General features: G+C 36.6%; 28 protein-coding genes and 1 pseudogene. 6 read left to right on the forward strand and 23 right to left on the reverse strand.

The window, feature by feature from the left end; translation table 11 throughout:
* Positions 1–31: 31 nt before the first annotated feature.
* On the forward strand, positions 32–664 hold the full coding sequence (locus MHB40_RS12745) for a Crp/Fnr family transcriptional regulator (RefSeq protein WP_342532439.1): 633 nt from the start codon (positions 32–34) through the stop codon (positions 662–664).
* Between the two features lie 92 nt (positions 665–756).
* Here the strand turns inward: MHB40_RS12745 and MHB40_RS12750 are convergent, their stop codons facing one another.
* The 4 genes from MHB40_RS12750 to MHB40_RS12765 form a co-directional block, all read right to left on the reverse strand.
* Positions 757–1,575 (reverse strand): radical SAM protein, encoded by an 819-nt coding sequence (locus MHB40_RS12750; protein ID WP_342532440.1) that lies wholly within the window; start codon positions 1,573–1,575, stop codon positions 757–759.
* Between the two features lie 30 nt (positions 1,576–1,605).
* The gene (gene adaB, locus MHB40_RS12755) at positions 1,606–2,139 is read right to left on the reverse strand and encodes a methylated-DNA--[protein]-cysteine S-methyltransferase (protein ID WP_342443736.1); all 534 of its coding nucleotides are present in this window, start codon (positions 2,137–2,139) and stop codon (positions 1,606–1,608) included.
* Positions 2,123–2,743, reverse strand: coding sequence for a bifunctional transcriptional activator/DNA repair enzyme AdaA (locus tag MHB40_RS12760; protein WP_342440568.1), 621 nt, complete (start codon positions 2,741–2,743; stop codon positions 2,123–2,125). The genes adaB and MHB40_RS12760 overlap by 17 nt, the downstream gene beginning before the upstream one ends.
* An 84-nt stretch (positions 2,744–2,827) precedes the next feature.
* Positions 2,828–3,541 carry a 2OG-Fe(II) oxygenase gene (locus tag MHB40_RS12765; RefSeq protein ID WP_342440569.1) on the reverse strand — a complete coding sequence of 238 codons (714 nt, stop codon included), beginning with the start codon at positions 3,539–3,541 and terminating at the stop codon, positions 2,828–2,830.
* 162 nt (positions 3,542–3,703) lie between these two features.
* Here MHB40_RS12765 and MHB40_RS12770 point away from each other — a divergent pair, with 162 nt between their 5' ends.
* On the forward strand, positions 3,704–4,615 hold the full coding sequence (locus MHB40_RS12770) for a DNA-3-methyladenine glycosylase (RefSeq protein ID WP_342440570.1): 912 nt from the start codon (positions 3,704–3,706) through the stop codon (positions 4,613–4,615).
* A gap of 124 nt (positions 4,616–4,739) precedes the next feature.
* On the opposite strand, the gene MHB40_RS12775 is transcribed toward MHB40_RS12770, so the two are convergent.
* Complete coding sequence (locus MHB40_RS12775; protein ID WP_342440571.1) at positions 4,740–5,624, reverse strand: LysR family transcriptional regulator; 885 nt, start codon at positions 5,622–5,624, stop codon at positions 4,740–4,742.
* 121 nt (positions 5,625–5,745) lie between these two features.
* On the opposite strand from MHB40_RS12775, the gene MHB40_RS12780 reads away from it, so the two are divergent.
* On the forward strand, positions 5,746–6,645 hold the full coding sequence (locus tag MHB40_RS12780) for a PhzF family phenazine biosynthesis protein (protein ID WP_342440572.1): 900 nt from the start codon (positions 5,746–5,748) through the stop codon (positions 6,643–6,645).
* 110 nt (positions 6,646–6,755) lie between these two features.
* Here the strand turns inward: MHB40_RS12780 and MHB40_RS12785 are convergent, their stop codons facing one another.
* Complete coding sequence (locus MHB40_RS12785; RefSeq protein WP_342440573.1) at positions 6,756–7,640, reverse strand: LysR family transcriptional regulator; 885 nt, start codon at positions 7,638–7,640, stop codon at positions 6,756–6,758.
* A 104-nt stretch (positions 7,641–7,744) separates the two neighbouring features.
* Here MHB40_RS12785 and MHB40_RS12790 point away from each other — a divergent pair, with 104 nt between their 5' ends.
* Positions 7,745–8,512, forward strand: a complete 768-nt coding sequence (locus tag MHB40_RS12790) for a sulfite exporter TauE/SafE family protein (protein ID WP_342440574.1) — start codon at positions 7,745–7,747, stop codon at positions 8,510–8,512.
* 158 nt (positions 8,513–8,670) lie between these two features.
* Here the strand turns inward: MHB40_RS12790 and MHB40_RS12795 are convergent, their stop codons facing one another.
* The 17 genes and pseudogenes from MHB40_RS12795 to MHB40_RS12875 all read right to left on the reverse strand — a co-directional run bounded on the left by MHB40_RS12795 (position 8,671) and on the right by MHB40_RS12875 (position 24,163).
* Complete coding sequence (locus tag MHB40_RS12795) at positions 8,671–9,423, reverse strand: glucose 1-dehydrogenase (protein WP_342440575.1); 753 nt, start codon at positions 9,421–9,423, stop codon at positions 8,671–8,673.
* Between the two features lie 77 nt (positions 9,424–9,500).
* Positions 9,501–9,797: a 3-isopropylmalate dehydrogenase gene (locus MHB40_RS12800; RefSeq protein ID WP_342440576.1), complete on the reverse strand. Its 297-nt coding sequence runs from the start codon at positions 9,795–9,797 to the stop codon at positions 9,501–9,503.
* 226 nt (positions 9,798–10,023) lie between these two features.
* On the reverse strand, positions 10,024–10,866 hold the full coding sequence (locus tag MHB40_RS12805; RefSeq protein ID WP_342440577.1) for a hypothetical protein: 843 nt from the start codon (positions 10,864–10,866) through the stop codon (positions 10,024–10,026).
* A gap of 155 nt (positions 10,867–11,021) precedes the next feature.
* Positions 11,022–11,471 (reverse strand): VanZ family protein, encoded by a 450-nt coding sequence (locus tag MHB40_RS12810; protein WP_342440578.1) that lies wholly within the window; start codon positions 11,469–11,471, stop codon positions 11,022–11,024.
* Between the two features lie 195 nt (positions 11,472–11,666).
* On the reverse strand, positions 11,667–12,461 hold the full coding sequence (locus tag MHB40_RS12815; RefSeq protein WP_342440579.1) for an aminoglycoside phosphotransferase family protein: 795 nt from the start codon (positions 12,459–12,461) through the stop codon (positions 11,667–11,669).
* 189 nt (positions 12,462–12,650) lie between these two features.
* Entirely contained in the window at positions 12,651–13,907 is a 1,257-nt protein-coding gene (locus MHB40_RS12820) for a DUF4179 domain-containing protein (protein WP_342532441.1), read from the reverse strand.
* A complete protein-coding gene (locus MHB40_RS12825; RefSeq protein WP_342532442.1) occupies positions 13,904–14,404 on the reverse strand; it encodes a sigma-70 family RNA polymerase sigma factor in 501 nt (166 codons plus the stop codon). Before MHB40_RS12825 ends, MHB40_RS12820 begins: the two co-directional genes overlap by 4 nt.
* A 317-nt stretch (positions 14,405–14,721) precedes the next feature.
* Positions 14,722–14,880: a hypothetical protein gene (locus tag MHB40_RS12830; RefSeq protein ID WP_342532444.1), complete on the reverse strand. Its 159-nt coding sequence runs from the start codon at positions 14,878–14,880 to the stop codon at positions 14,722–14,724.
* Positions 14,881–14,926: 46 nt separating this feature from the next.
* On the reverse strand, positions 14,927–16,366 hold the full coding sequence (locus MHB40_RS12835; RefSeq protein WP_342532445.1) for a PLP-dependent aminotransferase family protein: 1,440 nt from the start codon (positions 16,364–16,366) through the stop codon (positions 14,927–14,929).
* A 122-nt stretch (positions 16,367–16,488) separates the two neighbouring features.
* Positions 16,489–17,781: a glutamate-1-semialdehyde 2,1-aminomutase gene (gene hemL, locus MHB40_RS12840; RefSeq protein WP_342534779.1), complete on the reverse strand. Its 1,293-nt coding sequence runs from the start codon at positions 17,779–17,781 to the stop codon at positions 16,489–16,491.
* Positions 17,782–17,824: 43 nt separating this feature from the next.
* Positions 17,825–19,051, reverse strand: a pseudogene (locus MHB40_RS12845) (benzoate/H(+) symporter BenE family transporter).
* A gap of 430 nt (positions 19,052–19,481) precedes the next feature.
* Entirely contained in the window at positions 19,482–20,024 is a 543-nt protein-coding gene (locus MHB40_RS12850) for a pyridoxamine 5'-phosphate oxidase family protein (RefSeq protein ID WP_342532446.1), read from the reverse strand.
* 213 nt (positions 20,025–20,237) lie between these two features.
* On the reverse strand, positions 20,238–20,669 hold the full coding sequence (locus MHB40_RS12855; protein ID WP_342532448.1) for a hypothetical protein: 432 nt from the start codon (positions 20,667–20,669) through the stop codon (positions 20,238–20,240).
* A 133-nt stretch (positions 20,670–20,802) separates the two neighbouring features.
* Positions 20,803–21,252, reverse strand: a complete 450-nt coding sequence (locus tag MHB40_RS12860) for a DUF4362 domain-containing protein (RefSeq protein WP_205443675.1) — start codon at positions 21,250–21,252, stop codon at positions 20,803–20,805.
* 754 nt (positions 21,253–22,006) lie between these two features.
* Positions 22,007–23,005, reverse strand: a complete 999-nt coding sequence (locus MHB40_RS12865; RefSeq protein WP_342440589.1) for an NADP-dependent oxidoreductase — start codon at positions 23,003–23,005, stop codon at positions 22,007–22,009.
* 31 nt (positions 23,006–23,036) lie between these two features.
* The gene (locus MHB40_RS12870; RefSeq protein WP_342532449.1) at positions 23,037–23,372 is read right to left on the reverse strand and encodes a metalloregulator ArsR/SmtB family transcription factor; all 336 of its coding nucleotides are present in this window, start codon (positions 23,370–23,372) and stop codon (positions 23,037–23,039) included.
* A 194-nt stretch (positions 23,373–23,566) separates the two neighbouring features.
* The gene (locus MHB40_RS12875; RefSeq protein WP_205443681.1) at positions 23,567–24,163 is read right to left on the reverse strand and encodes an SCO family protein; all 597 of its coding nucleotides are present in this window, start codon (positions 24,161–24,163) and stop codon (positions 23,567–23,569) included.
* A 585-nt stretch (positions 24,164–24,748) separates the two neighbouring features.
* On the opposite strand from MHB40_RS12875, the gene MHB40_RS12880 reads away from it, so the two are divergent.
* Both MHB40_RS12880 and MHB40_RS12885 read left to right on the forward strand, forming a co-directional pair.
* A complete protein-coding gene (locus MHB40_RS12880; RefSeq protein ID WP_205443682.1) occupies positions 24,749–25,084 on the forward strand; it encodes a DUF485 domain-containing protein in 336 nt (111 codons plus the stop codon).
* Positions 25,085–26,638, forward strand: coding sequence for a cation acetate symporter (locus MHB40_RS12885; RefSeq protein WP_342440592.1), 1,554 nt, complete (start codon positions 25,085–25,087; stop codon positions 26,636–26,638).
* Positions 26,639–26,864 lie beyond the last annotated feature (226 nt).

The following is a 26,864-nucleotide window of genomic DNA, read 5'->3' on the forward strand; positions in this document are numbered from 1 at the left end:
AAATGACCAAAAGCAAAAAGAAGGTGAAAATTTGGATTTTCAAGATATTTTGAATGATGCACCGACGCACATTAAGAAAGAATTTATTTATAGAAGCCACAAGAAAGGAAGCCTCATTATTCACCCGCATGAACAAAATAATTATCTTTATATTCTAACTACAGGGATGGCAGAGGTGTATAGACAAAGCTATGAGGGAGCGATGCTTTCGCTATATATTTATGATTCATATAGTTGCTTTGGGGAAATAGAAATTTTTAATGAAAAAGTGAAAACACTCGGTGTTATTGCGAAACAAAATTGTGAAACGATTGCTATCCATAAAACAAAGGTTTATGAATGGATGAAAATCGATTTTAACTTTAATTTATATATAATGAAACAACTTGCTTCAAAATTAACTTCAAGTTCAGATACTACGGCAAAATTATCATTGCTAACAGTTAAAGATCGTATCTTATTAAGCATACATAATCATTATAAAATCGGTGATTTAGATAACCTTACAAAGCAAATTTTATCAAGTGAGGTCTGTGCACCCATCAGAAGCTTAAATCGTTCCATCGCTCAGTGCATAAATGAGGGCTTGATAAGTTATAAAAATAAAAAATTCGCTATAACTTCAATTGAAGAAATAGAAAAGTACCTTGAAATTTTTATATAAAGATACAATTCAGGATGATATTAGTTTTCAGATAAAAAATAGAAGGCTGCCATTCTATACTATGGTGTCGCCTTCTTATCTAAGCAATAACGCTAGGGTGCGAAACCCTTCTGGCTAATGAAAAGTTCATCTTCCGAAAAATATTGCCGCATTCGTTTATAAACCATTTGATAGATGGACGGATGGTACCAATCTTCCATTTCCAGATTCCTATATAAGGCTTGTACACCCATCCTATGTGTTCGTTTCCCACCGCTTCCGTCCCCCATAAAATAATCGTCAATACATACTCGGTTAACCAAGGGACGCAGTATTTCTGCAAAACGCTCGCTGCTTGGTAATACGGGTGCGATGGCAACCTGTGTAGGAATATCGAATTCAGCCAGCTGTTGGAGTGTTTTAAGCCTTGCTGGAATAGGAGGCGCATAGGGCGTAAAATACTTGCGAATATCCTCCCTATCCGTTTCTACTGTCATACTTACCCGCACTTTATCTTTGAATTGTCGCAGTAAATCCATATCTCGACTGACAAGCGGACTTCTTGTCTGTACAAATAGGAAGTCAGGGGGATCCTCAACCATAACTTCCAGTAGAGATCGCGTCACTTTTTCCTTATGCTCTATTGGTTGATACGGGTCTGTACTTGAGGACATAAAAATGGTTACAGGCCCTTTAGCTTTGGCACGATGGAGCTCCCTTTTTAATACATTCGCCGCACCATTTTTAACATCTACCCAACTTCCCCATTCCCCTTCTCGAAAAAGAGATACAGGCATTTGACGTACATAACAATAGGAGCATCCGAATGAACAGCCTGTATAAGGATTGAGTGAATGCGTATAGCCAGAAAGAAAGCCAGTCCCTTTATTCAGAATGGTTTTTGGATTTTTATAAAAGATTTCACTTTTCATACGGAACCTCCATTCCAAGTGCGACAAGTATTACTCATTACTAGATGAAGCTCGCTTTTCAAGGTTCAAGAGCAATTTCTTCATTTCTAATCCGCCTCGATAGCCAGTTAAAGAGCCATTCTTTCCTGTTACACGATGGCACGGTATAGTAAGTAATACCGGATTAGCCCCAATAGCCGCTCCGACAGCACGAACAGCTGCTGGTTTATTTATAGCATGGGCAATGTCAGAATAGGATTTCGTCTCCCCATAAGGGATTTCACAAAGTGCTTGCCAGACGGCTAGCTGAAATGGCGTACCTACATACGCCAATGGGACAGTAAAGGTTTTCCTCTTCCCTTCTAGATACTGAATGATCTCAATAACATAGGGTTCAAGCTTTTCCTCATCTTCAACAAGCGGACTTCCTGGAAAGCGTTTCTTCGCCCATTCAAATAATTCCTCGAATGATTTGTTCTGTGAACCTACAAACACAAGCCCCTTGGAGGTAGAAGCTATATAAAAATGCCAATCCTCAAACTTTAGTAAAGACCAATACAGTATTGGTTTATTCTTTGTTTCCATCATTCGTTTCCTCCATTTTTCTCATTTGACGAAATTGTGCTGGTGTCTGTCCCGTTTTCTTTTTAAATAAAGTAATAAAATAGGGCACGTTCGCCATACCCACACAGATGGCAATCTCTCCAATCGCCTTATTTGTCTGAATCAAATACTGTTTCGCCGCGTGTACGCGAACTTGTTGTATATACGCAGCGGGCGTCATGCCTTTAATCTTTTTAAAGGTTCGATGCATATGATAGGGACTTCCATGACAAATCGTTGCTAACGATTCTAGCGTTAATTTTTCTGCGAAATTTTTATCGATGTATGCTGTGATGACATCAACCCACTCACTATCAGGCAGATTTTCATTCGTTGGCTTGCAACGTTTACAAGGGCGAAAATTTGCGCGGAGTGCTTGTTCAGCGTTTGCAAAAATACATACATTTTCTTTTTTCGGCACCCGAGATTTACAGGATGGTTTACAAAATATCCCTGTTGACTTGACAGCATAGAAAAATTGATTATTGTACGCAGTATCATTATTAATAATTGCTTGCCACTTTTCATCTGTCATCATGTCTGCATCATTCGAAATTTTATTTTCATCATTAATACAATCCCGCATTTATCTCACCTCTCCTTACAATATACTCCCTAAAAATTCACAATGTACAATTCTGAATATGGAATAGCAAGATATTGAAATTTTTTATTTAGAATCGTGAAAAATGATACCAAGACCATATCGTTTTCCAGCAGTAACCGTACTTACTCCATGACGAACCGTATTTTTGTAATATCCTTTTTTACCTTGAACAGGTCTATGGTTAGTAGGAAAGATGAGCGCACTGCCTTGATCTAATGTAATGACATGTCCCCTACTCTGAGCACGAGGAATTTGTTCCACTAGGAGTGATTCTCCACCAAAAAAGTCTTGTTCGCGTTGATTTAATACAAATACTACTTGAAACGGGAAAAACACATCGCCATATAAATCTTGATGCAAACAATTAAAGCCACCTGTTTCATACTTTAAGAGTAACGGTGTCGGTCTAGTTTGTTCATATTGTTCACAAGTGTTCAAAAAATCTTGAAGCTGAGCTGGAAAATGTGCTGTTTTCTTTAAATAACCTAACCATCGATTAGCTGTTTTGGCCAATTCTTGATAAAAGGACTCTCTTAAACTTTGGATGATTTCAGGCAATGGATAGGAAAAATATTTGTATTCCCCCTCCCCAAAGCGATACCTCGTCATATTAATGGTCGTTCTGTATGGCTCTTCCTTACCATACAACCCTATTAAAAATTCACATTCCTCTTTTGTTAAAATTACTGGAAGCTTTGCAAATCCTTGCTTGTCTAGTTCATGTTGAATGGAATCCCACTCCAAGCTGCCAACACGTGTTTGAATATCTTGGACCATTTTTATTCCCTTCTTAGCCTTCTTAATAACTAACACTATAACCTCATCAATAGAAAAAAATAAGGCGTTTAGAATGGAATAGCAAGATAACAAAATGAGTAAAGCTACTTTTATGATAAAGTAAACTAACAAACCGTGTATGTTGAAAAGGAGAATGAAAAAGTGATATGGCATGACGTTGACGATGTGATGATCATTACCTTACCAGCAAATTTTGATATGCATGCAAATCTAGGCTATTTAACAAGAGAAAAAAATGAATGCCTGTATGAAATAGAGAACAATATCATCACAAAAGTGATAGCCATTGGAGAAATGCAGTCTTTAGTACAGATAAGCGTAATCGATAATCAACAAATGGTTGTTCAATTCCTAAATGGTTCTAGGCCTATTGAAAAGGGGGAGCGGGAAAAAATTGCAACATATATACTTGAATGGTTTGATCTTGATAACGATTTAACGCCATTTTATGAAATGGCAAATGCGGATCCATTACTTAAAATACCTGCCCAAAAATTCTATGGATTACGAGTTATCGGCATTCCCGATTTATTTGAAGCGTTATGCTGGGGCGTTTTAGGGCAACAAATCAACCTTGCCTTTGCCTACTCTTTAAAGAGACAATTTGTAGAAAGCTTTGGCGGTTCTATCGAATGGAATGGTAAAAAGTATTGGGTATTCCCTCCGTACGAACGAATTGCACAGTTAGAACCTACTGACCTAGCAGCTATTAAAATGACAGTTAAAAAAAGTGAATATATTATTGGCATTGCAAGACTAATGGCAAACGGAGATTTATCGAAGGAACAATTAAAGAAAATGGATTTTAAAGAGGCAGAAAAAAGCTTAATCAAAATACGAGGAATCGGACCTTGGACAGCCAACTATGTGCTAATGCGCTGCCTAAGGTTTCAGACGGCTTTTCCAATCGATGATGTGGGTCTGATTAATTCAATAAAAACATTACGTAATATGAACCAAAAGCCTATGAAAGAGGAAATTTTAGCGCTCTCGATACCATGGAAAAACTGGGAATCCTACGCTACCTTCTATTTATGGCGTGTTCTTTACTAAATAATGACAACTTTATAACCTTGATTTGAGAGCATGTTTTGAAAAAAATCAAATAAACATGCTCTTATGCAGCTACGTTCTTCGACAATAATGACGAACAATCGCAATGGACACAAAATTCATATTATAGCTGTAAATCTTTAATACAATCCATCGTTGTTTTTATAAACGCTTTGACAGCGGGAAGAGATTGTTTCTTCGACCGAGTAATGATGCTTATTTCACGGAAAGGTTCGGGTAAGAGAGGTTTTACAATGGAACCTTGTAAATTATAGGGTAAAGCTAGTTCTGGCATGATTGTAATGCCTAATCCTTCACGTACCATTGCAATGATCGTTTGATTTTCTTCCACATTAAACTGGATGTTTGGAGAAACTTCTTGTTCTTTTAAAAATTGCTTGACACTCACTTCACATCCTAGTTGGGGCATAATAAAAGCCTCCCCTTGAAGATCTTCCGCCTTCACTTGTCCATTTTTTGCAAGATGATGATGATTAGGTACTATAAGGACTAATCGATCTCTTAATAGGGGTATAGCCTCCAAATGAGCCAGGGGGTGACTTAAAGATGTAAAACCGATATCCACTTTCCCCTCTTCTACCCAACGTGTAATTTGTTCATAGCTCCCCTCATAAAAGTTTATTTCAATTCCTTCAAACTCTCCTCTAAACCTTGATATGATCGTTGGCAACACTTTTGAGGCGAAACTAGAAAAGCTGCCAATGTTAATTTTCCCGTTTTGTATACCTAAAATAGAAGCGGCTTCTTGTTTAATGCTTTCTGCTTCGGATAAAATATTTCTCATATTTTTGATGATTCGCTCTCCACTATCTGTTAAGGAGATGCCATTTCTCCCTCTATTCAAAAGTGTAATACCGAGTTCTGACTCTAATGAAGCGATGTTATGGCTTATGCCCGATTGTGTCATAGCCAATATTTCTCCTGCTTTTGTGAAATTCCCCATATCGACTACTTTGACGAATATTTCTATTTGCAAAAGGTTCACCATATAACCTCCGTATAAGATTTAACTTTCCATTCGACTTCCTCATGTTGATGATTAAAAACATGAATTTTACTTATTAATTCTATCATAATACAATAATCTTAGAATGAAGGAGGAGATAGCAATGAATAAAAAGGTAGCGTTTTTTTATGTAGATGCTTTCACAACAGAAACGTTTGGAGGAAATCCAGCTGGCGTTATACCGCATGCAGAAAACCTAACAGATGAGGAAATGCTAAAAATAGCCAATGAATTAAACCTGTCGGAAACAGCCTTTCTTTTACCATCAACAAATGAAAATGCAGATTATAAAATAAGATATTTTACACCTACAAAAGAAGTTGATTTTTGCGGTCATGCTACGTTAGGTACAGCATGGTTAATGGCTAATCAGTACAATTGGATTGATAAGGACGAAAAAATAACCTTTGAATCGAACATTGGACTAATTCCTGTAAAATGGATTACAGAAAACAACCACTTAGCGAGCGTGTCTATGACCCAAGTACGCCCCCATGTAAAAAGTATAGACATTCGCCCTGAAATCGTTGCGGATCTTGTAGGAATTCATGAAACAGACATTGATGATAGCTATCCAATAAAAATAGCGAATACAGGAGTCCCACATCTTATGGTTCCAGTTAAAACCCGTCAAGCAATTGACCAAGCAGAACCTAAATTAAACGAGCTTAAAAAGATGAACAATCAATTTAACATATCAACCACTCACCTCTTTACCTTTGACACAAATGGGGAATTTGATATTTATACAAGAGATTTTTGTCCAAATATAGGAATTGATGAAGATCCAGTTACAGGGGCAGCAAACGGTGCATTAGGCGGTTATTTATATCTAGAGAATCTACTAGCTCCACAAGAAAAACATCAATTAGTAATTGGTCAAGGACATACGATCAATAGACCAGGGATTCTTTATGTGACGATTACACCTGATGGAGAGAACGCCGTTATTGAAGTAGCAGGAGCAGCAGTTGTTTCAATAGAGGGGAAAATACTTTTATAAAAAATTTTTCTGAATTTTCTGCATTAATAATCATCATAAAATAAAACTTCTCTAAATTCTTCACTTAAATTTAGAGAAGTCTTATTTATGCCAAAAGAAGATTGTAGTGGTTAGTTTAATGCATTTAAATGCGTTTTTAAGAATTGCATAAATGGTTGCTCGATTAGATCGGATTTTCGTGAGCAAATAAATAAACTTTGCTGAATAGCTGCCTGCTCAACATACACTTGAGCAAGTTTCCCGTTTGTTATACTTTCGGCCACACTATAGGACGGAGCTAAAGTCATGCCATACCCCGCTTCCACTACTTTGATAGATTCATGTAAGCCCTGCATTTGAAGTCCTAGTTTAGGTAAAGGCGCATTAAACGTGTAAAAAATGGACTCCAATAAATCGAGTGTCGAGCTACCACGTTCCCGATAAATAAAGTCTTCGTTTGATAATTCATAAATGGAGACCGTTTGATTTGCGAGAGGATGTAAAGGATGGACTATAAACCAAAACGGGATGTCTAATACCTTTTCAAACTGTAAATCTGTATGGCCAATTTTACTTTGAACGACGAAACCAAAATCTACTTCATAATTCAGAACTTGTTCTTCCACAGATTGAACATTGCCTAACGATACAAAAAATTCAATTTGAGGATGAGCAAGCTTGTACTTAGCTATGATAGGCGGAAGTATATAATTAATAGGGATGTAAGAGGACGCAATATGTATTTTATCTTCCTTTGCTAAAAATTTACCGAGCTTCTCATCAATTTGTGCTTCTAAATAAAATAAACGCATGCCTTGCTCGTATAAAAACTTCCCCTCTGGCGTTAATTGAATTCCACGTCCTTTGCCTTCAATCAATTTAGCCCCTATTTCATTCTCTAATTTTCGAATTTGAATGGTGACAGCAGGTTGACTAAGTAGCATACTATTCGCTGCTGCAGTAATGCCACCAAGCTTGGCTACATTCGTAAAGATCCTCAATGCATGTAAATTCATTCCATTCACACCTTTCTATCCATAAATTTAATTTATGAATAAGCAATAATTATATATTTGTTTTATGTATAGTTTATCAGTAATTTAAGTATAGAGGTGATTGAATGGAAATTTTACTACAGGAATGGTTATCAGTAAAAGGAATGATTTTATTTACAATTGGTTTACTCGCAGCCATAATTGGCGTTTTGTTTGGTGCAGCAGGCTTTATTTTGATGCCTTCATTATTACTCGTTGGCATTCCAATTCATACAACGGTCGCCGTTAATAAATTTGCGACAGGTTTATCAGCCCTATCAAATGTTGTTTCGTTTGTCATAAAAGGACGTTTATCTGTAAAAAAATATTTTTCTTTCATGATCGTTTCTAGTTTAGGAGGTGTACTTGGTGCATTATTAGCAATCCTCTTATCGGAACAAATCATGAATGTAGTCGCGTGTATAAGCTTAATTTTCGCATTTATGATTGTACTTTGCAGTAATAAATGGATTGTCAAAGATGTAAAAGAAACAGAGGAACAACCTTTGAATAAGCTCATTCCATTTGCAATTTCAATTTATGACGGAGGCTTTGGACCAGGCTCAGCTCTTATGAATATAACCTATTTCTTGAAAAAACAATACTCTTATTTAAAAGCAGTCGAATTAACAAGAATGACCTCTTTGTCAAGCTGTACAGGTGCTTTTCTTTTTTATTACTTTACTGGTCTTGTTAATTGGGGAATTGCTATTCCAGTTTCACTTGGCTCTATTGCTGGCTCTTTCTTAGGCTTAAAAATTATTCCGTACATCCAAACAAAATGGATTCAAATGATTTTACCCATCATTTTTTTGTTTTTAATTGTTCAAGTTGTCACGGATTTAATAAAATAAATTTACATACATGCAGAAAACAAGTCCTACCCTTTATATCCGAAATTTAAGGACATAAAAGGCAGAGCTTGTTTTGAATTCGCAATTTACGTTAGAAATAGCTACTGTTAATAGAATAGACGAACAATTTTAGCAATAATACTTTGCATATTTTTTATTTATCTACCGCCACTCACATTTATAATTTCTCCAAGGATGTAATTTGAGGCATCGGAAGAAAGGAAGGCAATTACTTCCGCTATCTCTTTAGCCGCTGCAGCTCTTTTAATTGGTACAGAGGAAGCCATCCGTTCAAGTCGATTGTCGCCAGGAGCAAATTTATCGTGAAAGGGTGTTTCTACCATTCCAGGTGCTACCCCATTAACGATAATTCCATATTCAATTAATTCTCTGGACATGCCAATCGTCATTGTATTGATAGCTCCCTTAGCAGATGCATAATGAATACTTTCCCCTGCCCCACCAATACGTGCAGCTGCAGAAGAGACATTAATAATTTTTCCGCATTTCTTCGGAATCATATGTCTTAATACAGCTTGAGAGCATAAGAGCACACTGTTGACATTTAGTTTGAACGTTTCTTCCCATAGCTCTTCACTCATTTCCATAAAAGTACTTTGACGAATGCCGCCTCCAGCGTTATTCACTAAGACATCAATCGTGCCGAATGAAGAAATAGCTTGCTCAACCATTGCGTTCACGTCTTCTTTATTCACAATATTAGCTTGAATAGCAATGGCGTCTCCACCTTTTTCTTGAATTCGTTTGACAGCTTCATTGGCACCTTCCACATTTGTATGATAATTGATAATTACTTTAGCCCCTTGTTTTGCTACTAGCTCAGCTGTGGCAAATCCAATCCCAGAGCTTGCACCTGTGATAAGAATAACCTTTCCTGACAAGTTATGCATAGCGTCCCACCTAACAAAATGATATTAATAGTAATTCGTTCATAAACAACTCAATGCTCACGCACCACGATCGTTAGTCACACGATGCTACTACTAGTATATTTTTTAATGATCGTAACTAAAATCGCAAGAAGAAGTACAATAAAACTATTAATGAGTAAATAGTAGGCAATGTTCAATCCATAGAATAACGCAAAGGGATCACGAATAATAATTAGTGCTAATACACTTCCTAGTCCACCAAATACACCTGCTAGTAGTAAAATGATGAAAGCAGCATGATATAGATTTTTCTTTTTTTTGAAAAATAGAAACCCAATCACATTTGCACTAACGATCAAAAAGCCTATTAGTATAAAGAAAAAACTTTCCATTTAACGCCCTCTTTTCAAAACGATTTCTTACTGGCTATCCCTTCCCCTTTGACTCATTATATACAATAAGCGTAATGAGTGTTTTTATTAAACAAATTCCCCCATCCATTTTATTCTCCTTAAAAAATATCCTTAATAACAACTTAGCAGGAGATAGAAACGTTGCTACTGTCAAATGACTCTGCCCTTTTTAATGATTGCTCCTGTTTGTTGAAGAAGCTTTCGTTTAATTACTCTTGTTCTCTAGCCTTTCAGCTAAATCATGAAAATCTTGCACCGCTTCTTGTAGAGATGATTTTTTAGCTAACGAGATCCCTTTTTGAATAGATTTAGAAGCTTCTTCAAATTTATTTGCTTTAATTTGGGCATCTGCAAGGCAATACCAGTAAAACCAGGCATCCATTTCTGAAATTTTATCTTTATAAAATTTTTCGATTACTGGATAGTATTTAGAATATAATTCTTCGTTATAGAGCAACTTGTCATCATTCCATTTTAGTACATTCACCAAATAACTATCGCCCATATACATTTGCCAAATTGCTAGACCAACTTTTTGTTTTTCATTCACAAAATCCATTTTATGATAAGGAGCATCAGCAAATTTTTTGAATGCATTATCAATCCATTGATAAATTTCAAGTTCGCTTCCTGCCGCTGCACCAATTGTAACACCGAATAAGTATTCCTTTTTCCCATCACCTGTAATATCTGCCAAACCTGAAAAATCCAAATCTATCCCTTGAATTTTTGTTTCCAACACTTTTCGCCAATCAGCATTGTCCTTTTTTAGCACGATTGATCCAAACTGGAAAGGAGATGGTTGATTTTTTGCTTTCATTTTAAATGTAAATATTATTTCTTTCTGTCCATCTTGATCAAAGTCATAGAGTTGAATTGGCAATGTGGGGTAAGAATTTTTAGGACTTATAAGGGACGCATTCAATGGCATAAATCTGCTAACAATTTTCATTATGTCTTCTTTCTGGTTCTCGCTAGCATGGACCAATATTGGACTAAAGCTAATTGCAAAGAGTAGCCATAATGTAAGTAGCATTATTTTCTTCATCAATATGTCTCCTTTTTACACCAAAATCAAGCCAATACAATTTATGAGCCTAGTGAAATCTTAGTTTGTCCTATTCAGTTACAATAATTCCTTGTCCAACTAGCCTGCTTCGTTAGCATAAGAAGCGATAGCTCTAAATGAGCAACTAGCAAAGTCTATTTACTAGCAACTACTTTTTGGTATGTTATAAATAGCATAAACCCTATAAAACAACTAAAGAAATTCAAAATAAAATCATCAATATCAAAACTTCCTAAATAGCTTAGTAATTGGAAACTCTCTATGCTAGCTATTAACAAGAAACAAGTAAACATGGTTCTCGTTAAATTTCTTTGGATTGGAAAGGCCATAGGTAGGAGAAATCCCATTGGTATAAAAGGAATAATATTGCCTAGGATGTTTATTAAATAAACGCCATATTGTATATCGCTTAGATAAGCGCCAATTGTTCTAAAAGGAACTAGGTTTACACTTGTTCCTCGTGATTTATTCATTTGTATAGTATTGATGACGCTCATTATATTTCCATCGAACTTAATCACTACAAAAATAAACAATATGAATAAATATATAATAAATACACCTTTCCAAGTGTTTTTAAACACCTTTGCAAACCTCCTTCCACAAGCTTCTTTTTAGTTATGCCATTCATACAATTATCATCTTATTTTGGATAAAATAGGGAATTCACACCATTACATACTAACATATAATTGAATTAATTAGCACCGATAGCTTAAATAAAAAAGGCTCTACTCCATACTTGAAGTAAAGCACCTCGGTAGTTCAATAACAAAACATTAAAAGAATTCATATAACCCATTTACAAAATAATCATATACGTTATCATCAATAATCTTTTCCCCATACCCTTCAAAAAAAATGGCTTTATCTATTTCATGTTCAAAAGCATTGGGCTTTGGGCGTATAGCCAATGATATGTCATACCTTGGGTCACCATAAGCTCCGCTTCCCCAATCAATTACTCCTGTAATGACTCCATTGGAAACTAAAACATTATCAATTGTAAAGTCGCCATGAATTAAAGTTTGTTTATAGAAGTTAGGTTTATTTGTTTTAATGTATTCTAATAATTTCTCATTTCCATCCACTTTATAATTTTTCAAATTATATTCAGCTTGATTTAGCATTTGATCAATCCATTTTCGTTCACAAATTAGCTCTTTGGGACATGGGGTTGTATGGATTTGAAATAGGAGTGCACCAAAGTTAAATATCATTTCTTGCCGCTTCGCTTTATTTTTCTCGCCAAATAAAGCCGTCCTTAGTGTTTCCCCCTCTAAAAACTCAAGGAGAGCCCAGGAATTCCTATGGTTTTCTTGTTTAACAAATTTCTTCACTTTTGGAACAGGTAGTTTGGTTTGATTAGTCAAACAGTTTAATACAGCTATTTCTCTATTCAACCAAGAACAAAATAATTCTCCCTTTGTCCTTTTCAATGCATAAAATCCTTGGTTATTTTCAATTAATCCAACATCAGAGCTATAACCTTGCCGTGGAAACCTTATAGAATAAATTTTGTTAAGATATTCTTTAATTTCACTTGGAATTTCATCGATAAGTATTGGTTGCATTGAGTACACTCCATCTAGTAAGGATTTTTACTATCTTATTTCTCTACATATAATAAAATCCCCTTCTTCAACTAAATAGCACTACTATTAAGTAGAAAAAGATTCTACTCCATACTTGAAGGAAGCTCCTCTTTAGTCTAATAGCAAAACAGCTGTTCAAAAAGATTCGTCTTTTTGAACAGCTGCATTTTATTGCAATGGAATGTTTACTTCAATATTTTCCCCAATCGGATTCGTGTAATAGTTCAAATATAGTTTAGCTTTTCCATTATATTCTTCAAATTGTGATGTCTCCACTACATACTGCTCATCTCGAGAAATCGTCACACCTTTGAATTCTAACGGCGTACCATCTTCTTTTATGGCATCAGAGAGCATTAATAATTTGCCTTCATTATTTTTATTCATCTTAACTGCTACATTTTGCTGCACTATTGAAATGTCCCCCTTAAAATAAGTAGGCTTCGTGAGTATTTCTTTTGTGCCAAAATCAACTTCGATAAAATCCTCACCCTTTGGCACAGCTTGAACTGCGCCAATCATAACCGTCAATGACGCTGGATCATCGAAATAGTTACTTTGCAAATAGAGCGTAAATTTGCCATCTCGAATATCTCCACCTGTTGAAATATCATTTCTAATACTATCTCTACGCTCACCGCTTTCTGTCATAACGGCAACATCATCCAGCGCTAATAGTTGCATTGTATTATCTTTGGCTACCTCAATATCGAGTGCCACTTTTAATGGCGAACGGCGAATTTGTGTAATCGTAAATCTCTGCCCATTGACATCGATCGTACGATTCGCAGTAAAAATTTTCTCCTTTGCGATCTCGTTTTTCAGTGAAAACGGTAAAGATATTTTAATGTTACCTTTCTCTTCATCATGAAAGTGAAAAACTGCTTTAAAATCCTTGGAAGTATAGACGATAGGCTTTAAAAAATTATATTTCACTGATGAAGAGATGTATGTTTGATTGCTTGCATTCATCGTAAACGTACAGCCGCATTCAATCTCCTCATCTCCTTGAAACAATTGAACTTTCTCTAAGTTTAATTTAGAAATATCAAATGAGGCATCAGCGTCATAGAACAATACAAATCCCGAATTATCGGCAACCACGCCCTGCAATGTAAGGGCTAGACCTTTTCTAGATTGCGTCACATTGATTTCTTCATAGTATTCATGATCTACAATATCTTTTATTCCTTTATCTATTGCAATCGCTGTTACAATTGCTTGAAAGCCAGGTATTTTAGCAACTTGGCTAGCAATCGTTGGCGAGACGCGAATCGAAAAGAGAAGGCTTAGGCAAAGCATGGTGATGAATGTAGCCGAAACAATGCGCTTCTTTCTTCTTTTTTCTCGTTGAACTTTCCGAAACATGTCCATGCGAACTTGTTGCAATTTCTCCTTTGGAACGTCAATCAATGGTTTACTCATAGCCAGTCCTCCTTTTCTCTAGCAAAGCTTCTAAGCTTCTTTAAAATGTGATGAAGCTTCGACTTTACAGTTCCCTCAGGAATTTGATTTAGCTCAGCAATTTCTTTATTTTTAAGTTGTTGGAAATATTTCATATAGACGAGTTGCTGCTCTGACAAAGATAAATGTTCCAATAATCTCTCCATATCTGAATAGATGACCCATTCAGATAGGTGGTGTTCCTCAATTTGAACAGTCGGTGGACGTTTTCGTAAATGGTCTTTACAGCAATTGATTAAGACGCGCACAAGCCATGTTCTGGCATATTCGTGCTGTTGAACGGTATGCATTTTTTTGAGTGCCTTGTAAACAAGCTCCTGCATCACGTCCATCGTGTCTTGCTCATTTTTCATATATGTAAAGGCCATGCGATATAAAATATCCTCATCCATTTCAATAAGTGAAAGTATCGCTTCTTGATCTCCACGTATAGCACGCTGCTCTAATTCAAATTTCATCTTTTTTCGCCTCCTTCCCTCATTAGACTACGTATTGTTTCATTTCGTTCAAAAATTTTTGAATTTTTTTAGGAAACTGTCATTTCAACACATCTCCCGTTAATAATAAGAAGCGATTGCTCTACTTGAACAATCGCCTTTTCCCCTTACCTGTATGTATTGACAAAATTAAACACCATAATGAATCATTCATTTATTTTGTTTTATTGCCTCAGCTATTTTCTTGATTAATTCTTCAAGTTCTGCTGATTGGTATTCTGCATTGGCTTCACTGACCATATTTAAAAATTGTTTATGAGAGCTCAGTGATATCAAGGTTATTCCCCAATAGGCGAGACTTTTAAACGGTCGATTTGTGCCATGTGCGAATGTTTCGAGTCCTTAGAAAGCAGTTCATCAAAAAGGTCACCCTCTACATCAATGCCATTATATATTTCAGGTGCATAAGCAGCATACTCCTTGCTTTTTCTATACAAGAAATGATTCCGGCATAGTATCACACACCCCATTTCTAAAATTAGATTATGTTTCTTGCAAGAGGATTTTTGCTAGACGAACAATGCCTTCCTCAATTGCTAGCTCATCTATTTTAGCAAAACCAAGTACCCATCCTTTTCGATTATTTTCTAAGCAATACTTGCTAAGTGGGTAAACACGTATCCCATTTTCGAGTGCGAGGTTCGTCATCGCTTCTTCATCAAACGACTCTTCCGCTTCAAGAAGCATATGCAAACCCGTTTCAATGCCACTTAGCTTGAAACGTTCGGCTAGTCCTGTTGCCATAATCGCCTTCGTCATCGCTTCATGTCTACGTCGATAGACATTTCTTGCTCTCCTCATATGACGCATAAAATGACCGTGCTCAATAAAATGAGCAAGCGTTAATTGCTCCATAATGGGAAGATGTCGATAGGTTAATTGTTGGACTTGCGCAAGTTGGCGAATGGCATCTTTTGGACCAATCACGGCAGAAATTCGTATGCCAGGAGCAACCATTTTGGAAAAACTCATCATATACAATGTGTTTTGAGGTTGTTGGCTAAACAAGGTAGGAAGCGGACCACCACGATACCTAAATTCACCATCATAATCATCTTCTACAATCCAAAATTGATCCTTTGCAGACTTTTGCAGCAATTGTTGTCTGCGTGGCTCAGACATAATGACACCAACCGCACATTGGTGAGAAGGCGTAACAAAAATGAGCTTGGTTTGTGGATCAATATGCTCTACTTGTACGCCATACTCATCCACGGGTACAGCAACAACATTCATACCCCGATATTTCATGGTCATCCAGGCCGCAGGAAAGCCAGGATCTTCAACAGAAACTGTTTCTCCTTCCTTTAAAAGAGCTTGGGCAATGAGATCGATGCTATGCTGTGCACCAGAGGTTAAGATGATTTGGTCAATATCTACATGAACACCTCTTTCAAATGTCAGATAACGTTGAATCTGTTCACGTAGCGGTGTAAAACCATAAGCGTTGCCGTAACCCCAATTGGTCAAATCGGTTTCTGCTGAAGCCTGTAAAAAAGATTGTCGCCAAATTTTTCGAAATTGCTCGTCCAAATACGGCTCATGGGGGCAAAAATCGATTTCTACGTTTTGATTTGCTTTCCCTCTAAACCAGCTGTTTAATTCATCAACTGCTACGTTTAATAAAGGTAATGATGGCGTAGATGGTCCTTGAGGAATCACCTTTTCTTGCGAGTCGGTTTTATATCCCCATTCACTTACCCTTGTTCCGCCACGCCAATTTGTCACGGTATATCCTCGACTAAATAATTCCTCATAAACAATTTGAATGGTTGAGCGTGAAACACCTACTAATAAGGCGAGCTCTCGGGATGGAGGAAGTAACTCGCCTGGTGGCCATTTTCCTGTTGTAATATGATGAATTGCTTGGTCAAGCAACTGCTGCCATATGGGATTTTTATCGTCTCGGTTAACTTGTAACATTCAATTCACTTCCAGTTAGAATAGATATTGTTAAAATTAATAGTTTCGTACAGTCAAACTTATTATACTATCAATTCGATAATTAAATGGAAATAGGATGTTTTTAGTACACTTTGCATCATTTAAATACATGATACTATCCTTTTAAAGGCTACATCGGCAGCATAAATCGTTCTATCAATATCATGTATGGAATGAGCAGTCGAGATAAATATGCTTTCATATTGAGAAGGAGGTAAAAGTATACCCTGTTTAAGCATCTCTCTATAAAAACGACGAAACATCTCGACACCTATTTTTTGAGCATCATCAAAATTTTGTAAGGGATGATCGATGAATGCGTATCCAATCATCGTCCCAGCTTTCGTTGTTTTAAGGGGAATATTATAGTTATGAGCTACTTTTGATAAGCCTTGAATAAGTCGATCTGCTAACGCTTCTATATAGTTGTAACTGTCATGATTTAATTTATTGATTGTGGTATACCCCGCTACCATCGCTATTGGATTACCCGATAAGGTTCCAGCCTGATAAATATTCCCTTCAGGAGCAATGTGATTCATGATTTCTTTTCTTCCACCATATGCGCCAACAGGCATTCCTCCACCAATGATCTTGCCTAAACAAGTTAAGTCTGGTTTTATGTTATAAAGCCCTTGAGCAGAATGATAATCTATCCGAAAACCAGTCATGACCTCATCAAGTATAAACAGCCCACCATATTTTGTAGTGAAAGAACGTATTGCTTGGAGAAATTCAGGGTTAACTGGTATTCCCGCCATATTGCCTGCAAATGGCTCTACTATAACCGCTGCAATTTGTGCGCCATATTTATCAAATACTTTCTTCAGTGCTTCGATATTGTTATAGGGAATGGAGATTGTATGTTTAGTTATTTCTAAAGGTACACCCAGACTATCAGGAAGGCCGAATGTAGCAATTCCTGAGCCTGCCTTTACTAATAGATGATCACTGTGTCCATGATAGTTTCCATCAAATTTCACAATCAAGTTTTTGCCAGTAAAGCCTCTAGCTAGTCTAATGGCGCTCATTGTCGCTTCTGTACCCGAGTTAACCATTCGAATCTTTTCTATGGAAGGAATGCGAGTAGATATTAATGTGGCTAGCTTATTTTCTTGTAAAGTTGGCAATCCGAAACTTGTCCCACTATTGATGGCTTCAAGAAGTGCACCTGAAACCTCCTGATCTGCATGCCCGTGAATTAATGGTCCCCAGGAAAGAACATAATCTATATAGCTATTGCCATCAATATCATATATTTTCGAGCCTTTCCCATGGCTTATAAAAATCGGCTCCATCCCAACAGATTGGAATGCTCTCACTGGGCTGTTTACGCCACCAGGCATAAGCTTTTTTGCTATTTCGAAGGCTTCTATTGATTTCGTCGTATCTATTTTAAAAACCGCCTTTCGTCATTAAATGTTTGTTAGTTTATATTTATCTTTGTTTAATTTGTTGTCCCTCATGTATGTGTTGCTGTTTTCTGAGCAATGGCACATTCATTAATAGATGTGCGCCTAAACCCGCTACAAGCCCCCAAAATGCACCACCGACTCCTAGTAATGTAACATTTGCGGCTGTTGCCAAAAAAGTAATGAGTGCCGTTTCGCGTCCATTAGGATATGTTAAAGCATTGGCAAGGCTACTACCGATTGTACCCAGCAAGGCTAATCCAGCTAAGGTTGCAATAAACGTAGCTGGAAGAATTAGAAACAAAGCAGCCAATGTTACCCCAAAAACACCGACAATTATATAAAAAATGCCACAGACAATCCCTGCAATATAACGTTTACTTGAATCCTCATGAGCGTCCTTCCCCGTACAGATGGCTGCTGTAATTGCTGCTATGTTAAAGGCATGCGATCCAAAGGGTGCTGTCAGGAGTGATCCCAATCCTGTTACAATCAAAATCGGATTGGCACTCGTTTTAAATCCATCATTTCGCAACACTAACATGCCTGGCATGTACTGTCCCGTTAAGGTAATAATAAAAAGCGGCAAAGCGACACCCAATAATGCATGTAGAGAAAACGTTGGCGCAACAAAAACAGGAGATGCGAAGGCCAACTCGATATGACTGAAATCTACCCGCCCCATACTTATCAAATAAATCAAGCCAATCACTAGCATACCGACAATTGCATAGCGAGATGTAAACCGTCTTAATACGATATACGTAGTAAACAGGACGATGACAAGTAAAGGTTCCACTTTCGCACCACCAAAGGCTGATATACCAAACTGTAATAAAATACCTGCCAGCAGACCTGAGGCAATGCCTGGCGGAATGAGCTGGACAAAACGTTCAAACATGCCTGATAAACCTAACAACACAAATGCTATTGCAGAAATAATATAAGCACCAATGGCTTCAGCATAGGGAGTAACCGCCAAAGCCGAAACAAGAAACGCCACGCCTGGTGTTGACCAAGCTGTAATAATGGGTTCACGGTATCGGTAACTGAGCTAGATACCCGTCACCCCCACACCAATGGAAATCGACCATATCCATGATGCGGTCATTTCTGGACTTAGACCAGCAACCTTGGCAGCCTGAAACACCAGGATAAAAGTGCCCCCATAGTTAACTAAAACTGATATAAAAGCTGCTATGGTGGGCGAAAGTAAATCACGCACATTCAGTGAAACGGATGTTGGGTTCATACACTTTCCTACCTTTCTACTAATTATTTAAATCGCATCTTCATTCTAGAAATATTCATCACGTATTAATGTCTGTTCTCTTCATTTGTGGCTGTTGTCATTAGCTCTTTTTATGTAACGAGAAGATTCCAGTAAAACTTCAATTTGCTTGATTACCAGAAGCGCTTTACCGAACGAAAAAAGTGTTACGTACTTCTACTTGCTGCTATCCGATAAAGTCTGAACTAAACTGTAGCATTCCCCTCCTTGCTAATTGTCAGTTATAAATGAACGGTCTTAGCATAACGTAATACGGATTGATAAAAAACATCCAAAAATGCGAATTTTAGCAGTCCATAAAAATTAGGTACACAAAAAAACCACTATCCCTATATGACTAGGGTTAGTGGTGCTTACAGTGATTTCATTTACCAAGTTCTGAAAACCAGTACTATGTATGTGGGATTTTTTCAATATGGAACATTTCCCCTAATGCAATTGGATTTTCTTTTGCGGTAATATGCTGAGGATCAATACGGTACACTTGAACAGGCCCTCCGAAAACGGCTGATCGGTATTTGTCCACGTGTTGCTGGGATAAGGGACGATGATAGTAACCAGGTACATATTTATTTATCATTTCTTGCAACATATGTGTCGCTTCATTCAGATCGACAATAGGTTGAGCCTTGCCAAAAACCATGACACTCATATAAGCCGTGTCCGTCTTTGCAGGTACTGGATTCGTAATCGTTCCATATTCATCACATACCGTAAAGCAGACCTGTGGATTCTCTCCCATCACTTGATTTCGTCTCCCACCAGTGGCTCCATGGAAATAAAGCACTCCATTTGTCCACACAAAATTAAGTGGGACAACATACGGCAAATGACCATCAACCAAACCCAGATGCCCAATGCGAGCTTGCTGCAAAAATGTATCTATTTTGTTCTTGTCCAACACTTCTCTTACTTTGTAACGTACCTTATCCATTGTTATCACTCCTACTTGTAGTATGATGTGATTTTATCAACCTTTGGATTGAATAAAAACGTCCATAACTATCGCAATTAAGCAATCCATTTTCAGTGGAGAGTTTAAATTGAATAATAGCTATGATTAATTATTAGCAGGTTTAGTTCAAAGTTTTATAAAAAGAACTGAGCGGGAAATAACGCTCAGTGCCATTGCCTCATTTGGTCATATTTAGTTCCAGAAATATTCTTTAACGTCATAAGATTCGATTTGAACGAAAACTAAATGGTTATTAGTTAAGTTAGTGATTTTAATGGTGTCTCGGCTTGAAAGTGGGAGCTGAAAAACAGGATATGTTACATCCTTCATTAAGAAAAAATTGAAGCCATTCACGTATTCATTTTCTTCAATAAATTTACCTAATTGCATATTAAACGTAAGTTTGTCTACTCTAATTAAGTTAAAAAATTGATTCTTTTCAATGACCTCTAAGTGGTGAAGCTTTCTTCTACTTGGGAATACCGGCGTTTGTAAAATGAGCTGATAATCGTTATTTAGATATTCACTAATTATTTCGAGCGGTATTTCACTTTGATATTCCTTGATTCTGTTAGGGGGGTTATTTGAAATGAAAGGCAAATTTTCAAAAGCATACTCTTTCACATATTTTTCTCCTTTCCACTAACCTCAATAACTACTTATTGGCGTCTTTTAAATCTTCTATCATACTTCCTTCTTTCTACAAAGTCATTATGTCAATATGAATCCTGTAGGTTACCATTTGAAATCTTCCTTACTATTTCCAAATAACTAAAACCGTATTGTCTATCTGATTTTCGCAGCCTACAAGATTATAATCCGTTCTTTCAGTAGCTTCGACCATCTCAATTGAAGTGCAAGTAGTATCCTCAACACTTCCTACACCAAATTTATCTCTTCGTTTGTCTTTTGTTGATTTTATAACTACACCATCATAGTCAAGATCATGAAGAATTGGATCACCTTCTACTGTATACCTAACTACTCGTATACGATCCTTCTGTCCCTTTTCAACATGATTCAGAAAATCCTTCAATCTCTCTTTATTTTCTATTTCTCCATGCCTATCTAAAATATCTTCAGTTGTAGGGATATAATCTGGAATATTATGTTGTTCCGTTTTTTTAATAGCTGTGCTTCCCGTGTTTTGACAACCAGCTATGAAAAACGAAAATAATAAAATAGATACTATGTTGATCTTTCTCATTGGTTTACATCACCCCCTTTTGCAAGTAGTCGTTTCCTTGCTTAAGGGGGTTACAATTTAGTCAACTTACCTGCACGTTTACAACGAATTAAGACTCATTAAAAACTGATTAAAGAAACAATTGTCTGATTCATTCAATTGTATCGGTATTAGAAAATCTGGTAAGGAGTTAACAATATGGAAAGGACTATTAGAATAAACCTCTAACACAAGACCAGATTGGGTTAGACTAAATACAATCGTGTCAACATCGAAAGTTATATTTACAGGAATAAGGTCAAATATTCCTCTTTGACGTAGACGATTATCCACTGTAAAGCAGTCTTTTCTAATAGACCAAAAAACTAAATCTACTTATTAAATTTATGAATGGGAAGATTATAGGTTAAATGATTTTGATTACAAGTTAATTCAAAATCACGCTTAAAACTATCTGTAATTTGTAGGCAAAAATAGATTGGAAAAGCTTCGATTTTTTCCATCCAACTTTGAATTGATTCCATGTGTATATTGTCCATGCCTGGAAAATGAATAGCAAAAATAGAATTAGGGCTTCCTATCATTTTAAATCTAAGACAGGTGGTTATAAGCTTATTGGCTGACTAACTTTGCTATATTTGCCTTCAAAGAACGCAAGTGGTGATCCATTGCTCATCATGATATCGGCTACATCTGTCCTATTAACCAACCGAAAAGGGCATGTTTGAAAAAATGATTAACATTAAACCTTTACGAAAATACAACATAAAAAAGCCTATTTAATTTTTACGATAATCTTCCCCTTTGCCCTACCAGATTCCGCATAGTCCATCGCCTTTTGAGCATCTTCAAATGAAAAAGTTCGATCAATGATTGGTTTGATTTTACCAGTCTCAATCAAATCTGCGATAATTCGTAATTGCTCACCACTTGGCTTCATGAATAAGAAGGAATATTGAGCATGATGTTTCTTTTCAAGTGCAGTCAGTTTATGACTTGCTGCTGAAAATAACAATGTTTTGAAAAACCCTGAACCGTATTCTTTGGCGAAACGAGCATTCGGCCTGCCTGATACGGAGACAATTTTCCCACCATCCTTAATGATTTCGAAAGATTTCTTGAGTGTCTGACCACCAAGCGTATCAAAGACAGCATCATAATTTTTCAGTATAGCTTCAAAGTTTTCTTTCTTATAATTAATCACTTTATCTGCACCTAGAGATGTGACTAAGCTTGCACCAGCTTCGCTAGCCGTTGTTGCCACTGTGGCACCCATCGCCTTTGCTAGTTGAATAGCAAAGGTTCCTACACCTCCAGAGCCAGCATGAATTAAAATCTTTTGTCCTTTCTGTAATTGCATGATGTCATGTAAGGCTTGGTATGAAGTTAAACCAACCAGTGGTATCGATGCGGCTTCCTCAAAGCTTAAATTTTTAGGTTTTAGGGCTATGTCATCTTCATGAATGGAGATATATTCCGCAAAAGTACCAATTTTACTCTTCCGTGGACGCGCATAAATTTCATCCCCTACTTTAAAACGAGTTACTTTTTTGCCAACTTTCACTACGACTCCTGAAAAATCATTTCCTAGGATAAGAGGCATTTTATATTGGATTAACAGCTTCACTTTCCCATCACGGATTTTAAAATCAATCGGATTAATACTTGCTGCATGGATTTCAGCGAGTACCTCATATTCATTTATTTCAGGTGTCGGCATTTCTGCCAAGCGCATTGGGGCTTTGCCATATTGATCGATAACCATTGCTTTCATTGTTTATTCCTCCAGATAATATATCGTATTTTCAATAAAATTCCGTTAACAGCTTCTCAATATCCAAAACAAGATTTTTTAACGAACCTAGTTTTGTACGAATATCTATATAGTAAAAGTTTTTTGTACCTTCTTTACGCATTAAAATAACACCAGCATCTCGCAAAATCTTAAGATGATGTGACACAGCAGGACGAGAAAGATGCGTTTGTTCCGTGATTTCTCCCACACGCAGCCCTGTTTGACAATCTGTTCCCATTAAAACCATTAAAATGGCTTGTCTGGTCTCATCACCAATGGCTAATAGTACCTTTTGAGAATTTATAAAATCGTCCTTAATCAAGTTAAGCTGGTCCTGTTTATTCATTTAATTAAATACCTCCGCTTACTAATTAGTTGAATAGTTTAAGTTAATGAACCATTACTGCATACAACAATATAATATTGCTGTATTCCCTGCAATATTGGGAAAGTAAATCGAGACGAATCATTTTTAGAAGGCGTACATCCTATTTTCCCCATTTTCAATAAAAAAACACAGAAGTCACATGGACCTCTGCGTTATTTGCTCTCCTTAATAAGAGCCTTCATATCTCCAACGATTGTTTCAACTGGTACGTTTGTCGCGCCATCATAGTCTTTTACAACTGTGCCGTCTGCGTTTACTAAATAATAGCTCGACATATGTATGACTTGGTCTGAGTTAGGATCGTTTTTAACTAAAGAATTAAATGATTTACGTGCAAATTGTTCAATGAATTTTTGTTGATAGCCCGTTAATAGCTGCCACTTGCTTTCATCTACAACATTATACGTATTTAAGTAATTTGTTAAAACATCAGGCTTATCCACCTCTGGATCCACGCTAAATGCCACAATTTGATAATCCTCAAGGCCTTCATCTTGCAGTGCTTGTTGAACTTCTGTCATATTAAATGTCATCGGTGGACAGATTGTCGTACAATTTGTAAAAATAAACATGGCTAACCAAGGCTTACCTTTAAGATCATCTAGGCTCACTTGTTCATTTTTTTGGTTCGTTACCGTGAAATCTTGAACCTCTAGATTTAATGTTGGTTCAAACTTGTAACTACCACAAGCAGCTAAAATGCTACTAATTGCTAGAACTAAAACTAGCAATATCCTTTTCTTTTTCATTCGTGTTGCCCACTTCCCTTCATTTCATCATCTTATTTTATTCATTATAGAAGCTAAACACAAGATAATGGACTTACACCCAGATGGCTATTTGTATAACATGTGAACATTAACTGATTCTGGAATTCCACCACACTAAATCTTCCAAATGACACATCCTTTTCAAAAATTTTTTCGTAGCTTTTTTTTATTATTTTCGTTATTTCCCAAAACCTCAGATAATTGTTATATAACAAATTATTTCTGCTGATTGAGCTTCCTTGGAATTTAATAGCAGAATAATAAAATACAGAAAATTCTCTTTTATGTTTGTATTTTCTCCTACATTCATTTTTATTAACAACAAACTATTTTAACAATATTATTTCATTAGAAAACCGCACGCTCTTTCAAACAAATTTATTCTAATAAATCCTTATTATTTCTATGTTATTTCCTCAAAACGAAAGTGACTAAAAATTATAAAAACTCAAAATTTAGTATTGCATTATAGGAATCTCCCCCATAAAATAAGTGAATATAACGACGAACGAAAAAGAAATATGTCGTTTAAAACAGAAATATATAACTTTAGGGGGAATAATAATGGCGAATGTTTCAAGTAAAAAACAGGCCCAATCAATTGATTATCATGCAATTGAAGCAATGGAATCGTTTAATAGCTTTGTAAAAAAGAAAAATACCTTTCTGTTCTCGATTACAGCAGTGTTTTTATTTCTTTATATCTTGCTTCCGATTCTTGCGTTCCAGCCTGTACTACAACAAAAAATCTTCGGAAATATTACGGGTGTATGGGTTTATTCAGCAGGATTATTTATCATGACGATTGTGCTCTGTACAGTATATGTAAAAAAAGCTGCTTCATTCGATAAAGCTGCAGCTGCTGTGCTAGCAGAGTATCAGGCGAAAGGTGGAAAATAAATGAACATCGTATCCATAGGTTTCTTTTTAGCTATTGTTGGCTTAACACTTGTTGTTACCTATATTGCAGCAAAGCGTACATCCTCTGCGGCTGATTTTTACACAGCTGGTGGTGGATTAAAGGGGTGGCAAAACGGCTTTGCGATTGCTGGTGACTATTTATCGGCAGCGGCCTTTCTTGGTGTGTCTGGTGCGATTGCCTTAACTGGTTTTGACGGTTTCTTCTTCTCTGTAGGCTATGTCGTAGCAAATTTAGTGCTTCTTTATGTCATTGCTGAGCCAATGCGTAACTTAGGTCGCTACACGTTAGCAGATATGTTAACGGCTCGTTTCAATGAAAAACGAATTCGTGGCGTGGCGGCATCAGGTACGATTATCATCGTTATCCTTTATATGATTGCACAGCTCGTTGGTGCTGGTGCATTGATTAAACTATTATTTGGCATTGAGTATTGGGTTGCCGTATTAATAGTCGGTGTTATGATGACAACTTATGTACTATTTGGTGGCATGACAGCGACTTCCTGGGTGCAAATCATTAAAGCAAGCTTGTTATTATTCGGGACAGGTCTATTAGCGGTATTAGTGTTAATGAAATTTGACTTCTCTCTTATGAAGATGTTCGACACAATTGCAGTAGATCATGGTGAAAAATTCCTTGTACCTGGAATTAAGTACACAAGCACAATTGACTCTGTTTCGATGATGATGGCTTTAGTTTTAGGAACATCTGGTTTACCACATATTTTAATGCGTTTCTTTACAGTAAAGGACGCAAAGACAGCACGTGCCTCTATTTCTTGGACAACTTGGATTACAGCTATTTTCTTCTCATTAACCATTTTCTTAGGGTTCGGTGCATTAAACTTTGTAGGTTTAGATCAAATTCTTGCTGAAAGTAAGGCTGGTAATACAGCTGCTCCCCTTCTTGCGCATTATTTAGGTGGAGATGTATTGATGGCATTTATCGGCGCAGTTGCATTTGCGACTATTTTAGCCGTTGTTTCTGGTTTAGTTCTGACAGGGGCGTCTGCCATTTCTCATGATATTTATGGAGAAATCATTAAAGGCGGTAAATTAACAGAGAAGCAACAGGTGATGGCAGCCCGTACAGGCTCTATTTCGATTGCAATCGTGTCTATTATTCTTGCTCTGTTTGCACAAAGCTTAAATGTTTCATTTTTAGTATCCTTTGCCTTTTGTATCGGTGCATCAGCAAACCTACCTGTGATCCTTTATACAATCTATTGGAAGAAATTTAATTCCACAGGTGCTGTAACAGCAATGGTAACGGGATTAGTGTCCTGTTTAATTTTAGGAGCAATGGGACCAAATGTCTGGAGCCCTGTTGAAGGTGCGGCAATTTTTGTTGGACAACCACTTGTGCCACTTGCTGTTCCAGCGATTATTACGATTCCACTTGGCTTTATTGCTGGATACTTAGGAACTGTCCTTTCACCTAACAGAGTGTCACAGGAAGAGGCAGAACGTATTTATAAAGAAATTCGTGTGAAAGCAAATACAGGTGTGTCTGTTTCTGATATTTCACATTAATATTTATACACCACCTGCATAATGAATCCTAATTCAAAAAGCGCAAAAAAATAGGCAAAAAATTCGATTTTTGGTCGAGTTTTTCGCCTTTTTTGTTATTCAATATCTACCAATTTATTTATCGAACAATATTATTTCACTTCCAAAAAACAGAAAAAATCCAATTTTCACTAGGTAAATAGTGTTTATTTTTGATTGAAAAAACGAGATTTTTTTGTAAATTTAC

Origin of the sequence: Lysinibacillus sp. FSL K6-0057 (assembly GCF_038630885.1) — a bacterium.
GTDB lineage: Bacteria > Bacillota > Bacilli > Bacillales_A > Planococcaceae > Lysinibacillus > Lysinibacillus fusiformis_F.

What these genes read in the sequence shown, in the direction of transcription:
- MHB40_RS12795 (WP_342440575.1), bottom strand. Translation starts at nt 9,423, where the DNA reads ATGCATAACTTGTCAGGAAAGGTTATTCTTATCACAGGTGCAAGCTCT.
- MHB40_RS12775 (WP_342440571.1), bottom strand. Translation starts at nt 5,624, where the DNA reads ATGGTGAACCTTTTGCAAATAGAAATATTCGTCAAAGTAGTCGATATG.
- adaB (WP_342443736.1), bottom strand. Translation starts at nt 2,139, where the DNA reads ATGGAAACAAAGAATAAACCAATACTGTATTGGTCTTTACTAAAGTTT.
- MHB40_RS12760 (WP_342440568.1), bottom strand. Translation starts at nt 2,743, where the DNA reads ATGCGGGATTGTATTAATGATGAAAATAAAATTTCGAATGATGCAGAC.
- MHB40_RS12885 (WP_342440592.1), top strand. Translation starts at nt 25,085, where the DNA reads ATGAACATCGTATCCATAGGTTTCTTTTTAGCTATTGTTGGCTTAACA.
- MHB40_RS12865 (WP_342440589.1), bottom strand. Translation starts at nt 23,005, where the DNA reads ATGAAAGCAATGGTTATCGATCAATATGGCAAAGCCCCAATGCGCTTG.
- MHB40_RS12835 (WP_342532445.1), bottom strand. Translation starts at nt 16,366, where the DNA reads ATGTTACAAGTTAACCGAGACGATAAAAATCCCATATGGCAGCAGTTG.
- MHB40_RS12875 (WP_205443681.1), bottom strand. Translation starts at nt 24,163, where the DNA reads ATGAAAAAGAAAAGGATATTGCTAGTTTTAGTTCTAGCAATTAGTAGC.
- MHB40_RS12850 (WP_342532446.1), bottom strand. Translation starts at nt 20,024, where the DNA reads ATGGATAAGGTACGTTACAAAGTAAGAGAAGTGTTGGACAAGAACAAA.
- MHB40_RS12815 (WP_342440579.1), bottom strand. Translation starts at nt 12,461, where the DNA reads ATGCAACCAATACTTATCGATGAAATTCCAAGTGAAATTAAAGAATAT.
- MHB40_RS12790 (WP_342440574.1), top strand. Translation starts at nt 7,745, where the DNA reads ATGGAAATTTTACTACAGGAATGGTTATCAGTAAAAGGAATGATTTTA.
- MHB40_RS12750 (WP_342532440.1), bottom strand. Translation starts at nt 1,575, where the DNA reads ATGAAAAGTGAAATCTTTTATAAAAATCCAAAAACCATTCTGAATAAA.
- MHB40_RS12825 (WP_342532442.1), bottom strand. Translation starts at nt 14,404, where the DNA reads ATGAAATTTGAATTAGAGCAGCGTGCTATACGTGGAGATCAAGAAGCG.
- MHB40_RS12820 (WP_342532441.1), bottom strand. Translation starts at nt 13,907, where the DNA reads ATGAGTAAACCATTGATTGACGTTCCAAAGGAGAAATTGCAACAAGTT.
- MHB40_RS12785 (WP_342440573.1), bottom strand. Translation starts at nt 7,640, where the DNA reads ATGAATTTACATGCATTGAGGATCTTTACGAATGTAGCCAAGCTTGGT.
- MHB40_RS12870 (WP_342532449.1), bottom strand. Translation starts at nt 23,372, where the DNA reads ATGAATAAACAGGACCAGCTTAACTTGATTAAGGACGATTTTATAAAT.
- MHB40_RS12880 (WP_205443682.1), top strand. Translation starts at nt 24,749, where the DNA reads ATGGCGAATGTTTCAAGTAAAAAACAGGCCCAATCAATTGATTATCAT.
- MHB40_RS12765 (WP_342440569.1), bottom strand. Translation starts at nt 3,541, where the DNA reads ATGGTCCAAGATATTCAAACACGTGTTGGCAGCTTGGAGTGGGATTCC.
- MHB40_RS12860 (WP_205443675.1), bottom strand. Translation starts at nt 21,252, where the DNA reads ATGAGAAAGATCAACATAGTATCTATTTTATTATTTTCGTTTTTCATA.
- MHB40_RS12805 (WP_342440577.1), bottom strand. Translation starts at nt 10,866, where the DNA reads ATGAAGAAAATAATGCTACTTACATTATGGCTACTCTTTGCAATTAGC.
- MHB40_RS12780 (WP_342440572.1), top strand. Translation starts at nt 5,746, where the DNA reads ATGAATAAAAAGGTAGCGTTTTTTTATGTAGATGCTTTCACAACAGAA.
- MHB40_RS12800 (WP_342440576.1), bottom strand. Translation starts at nt 9,797, where the DNA reads ATGGAAAGTTTTTTCTTTATACTAATAGGCTTTTTGATCGTTAGTGCA.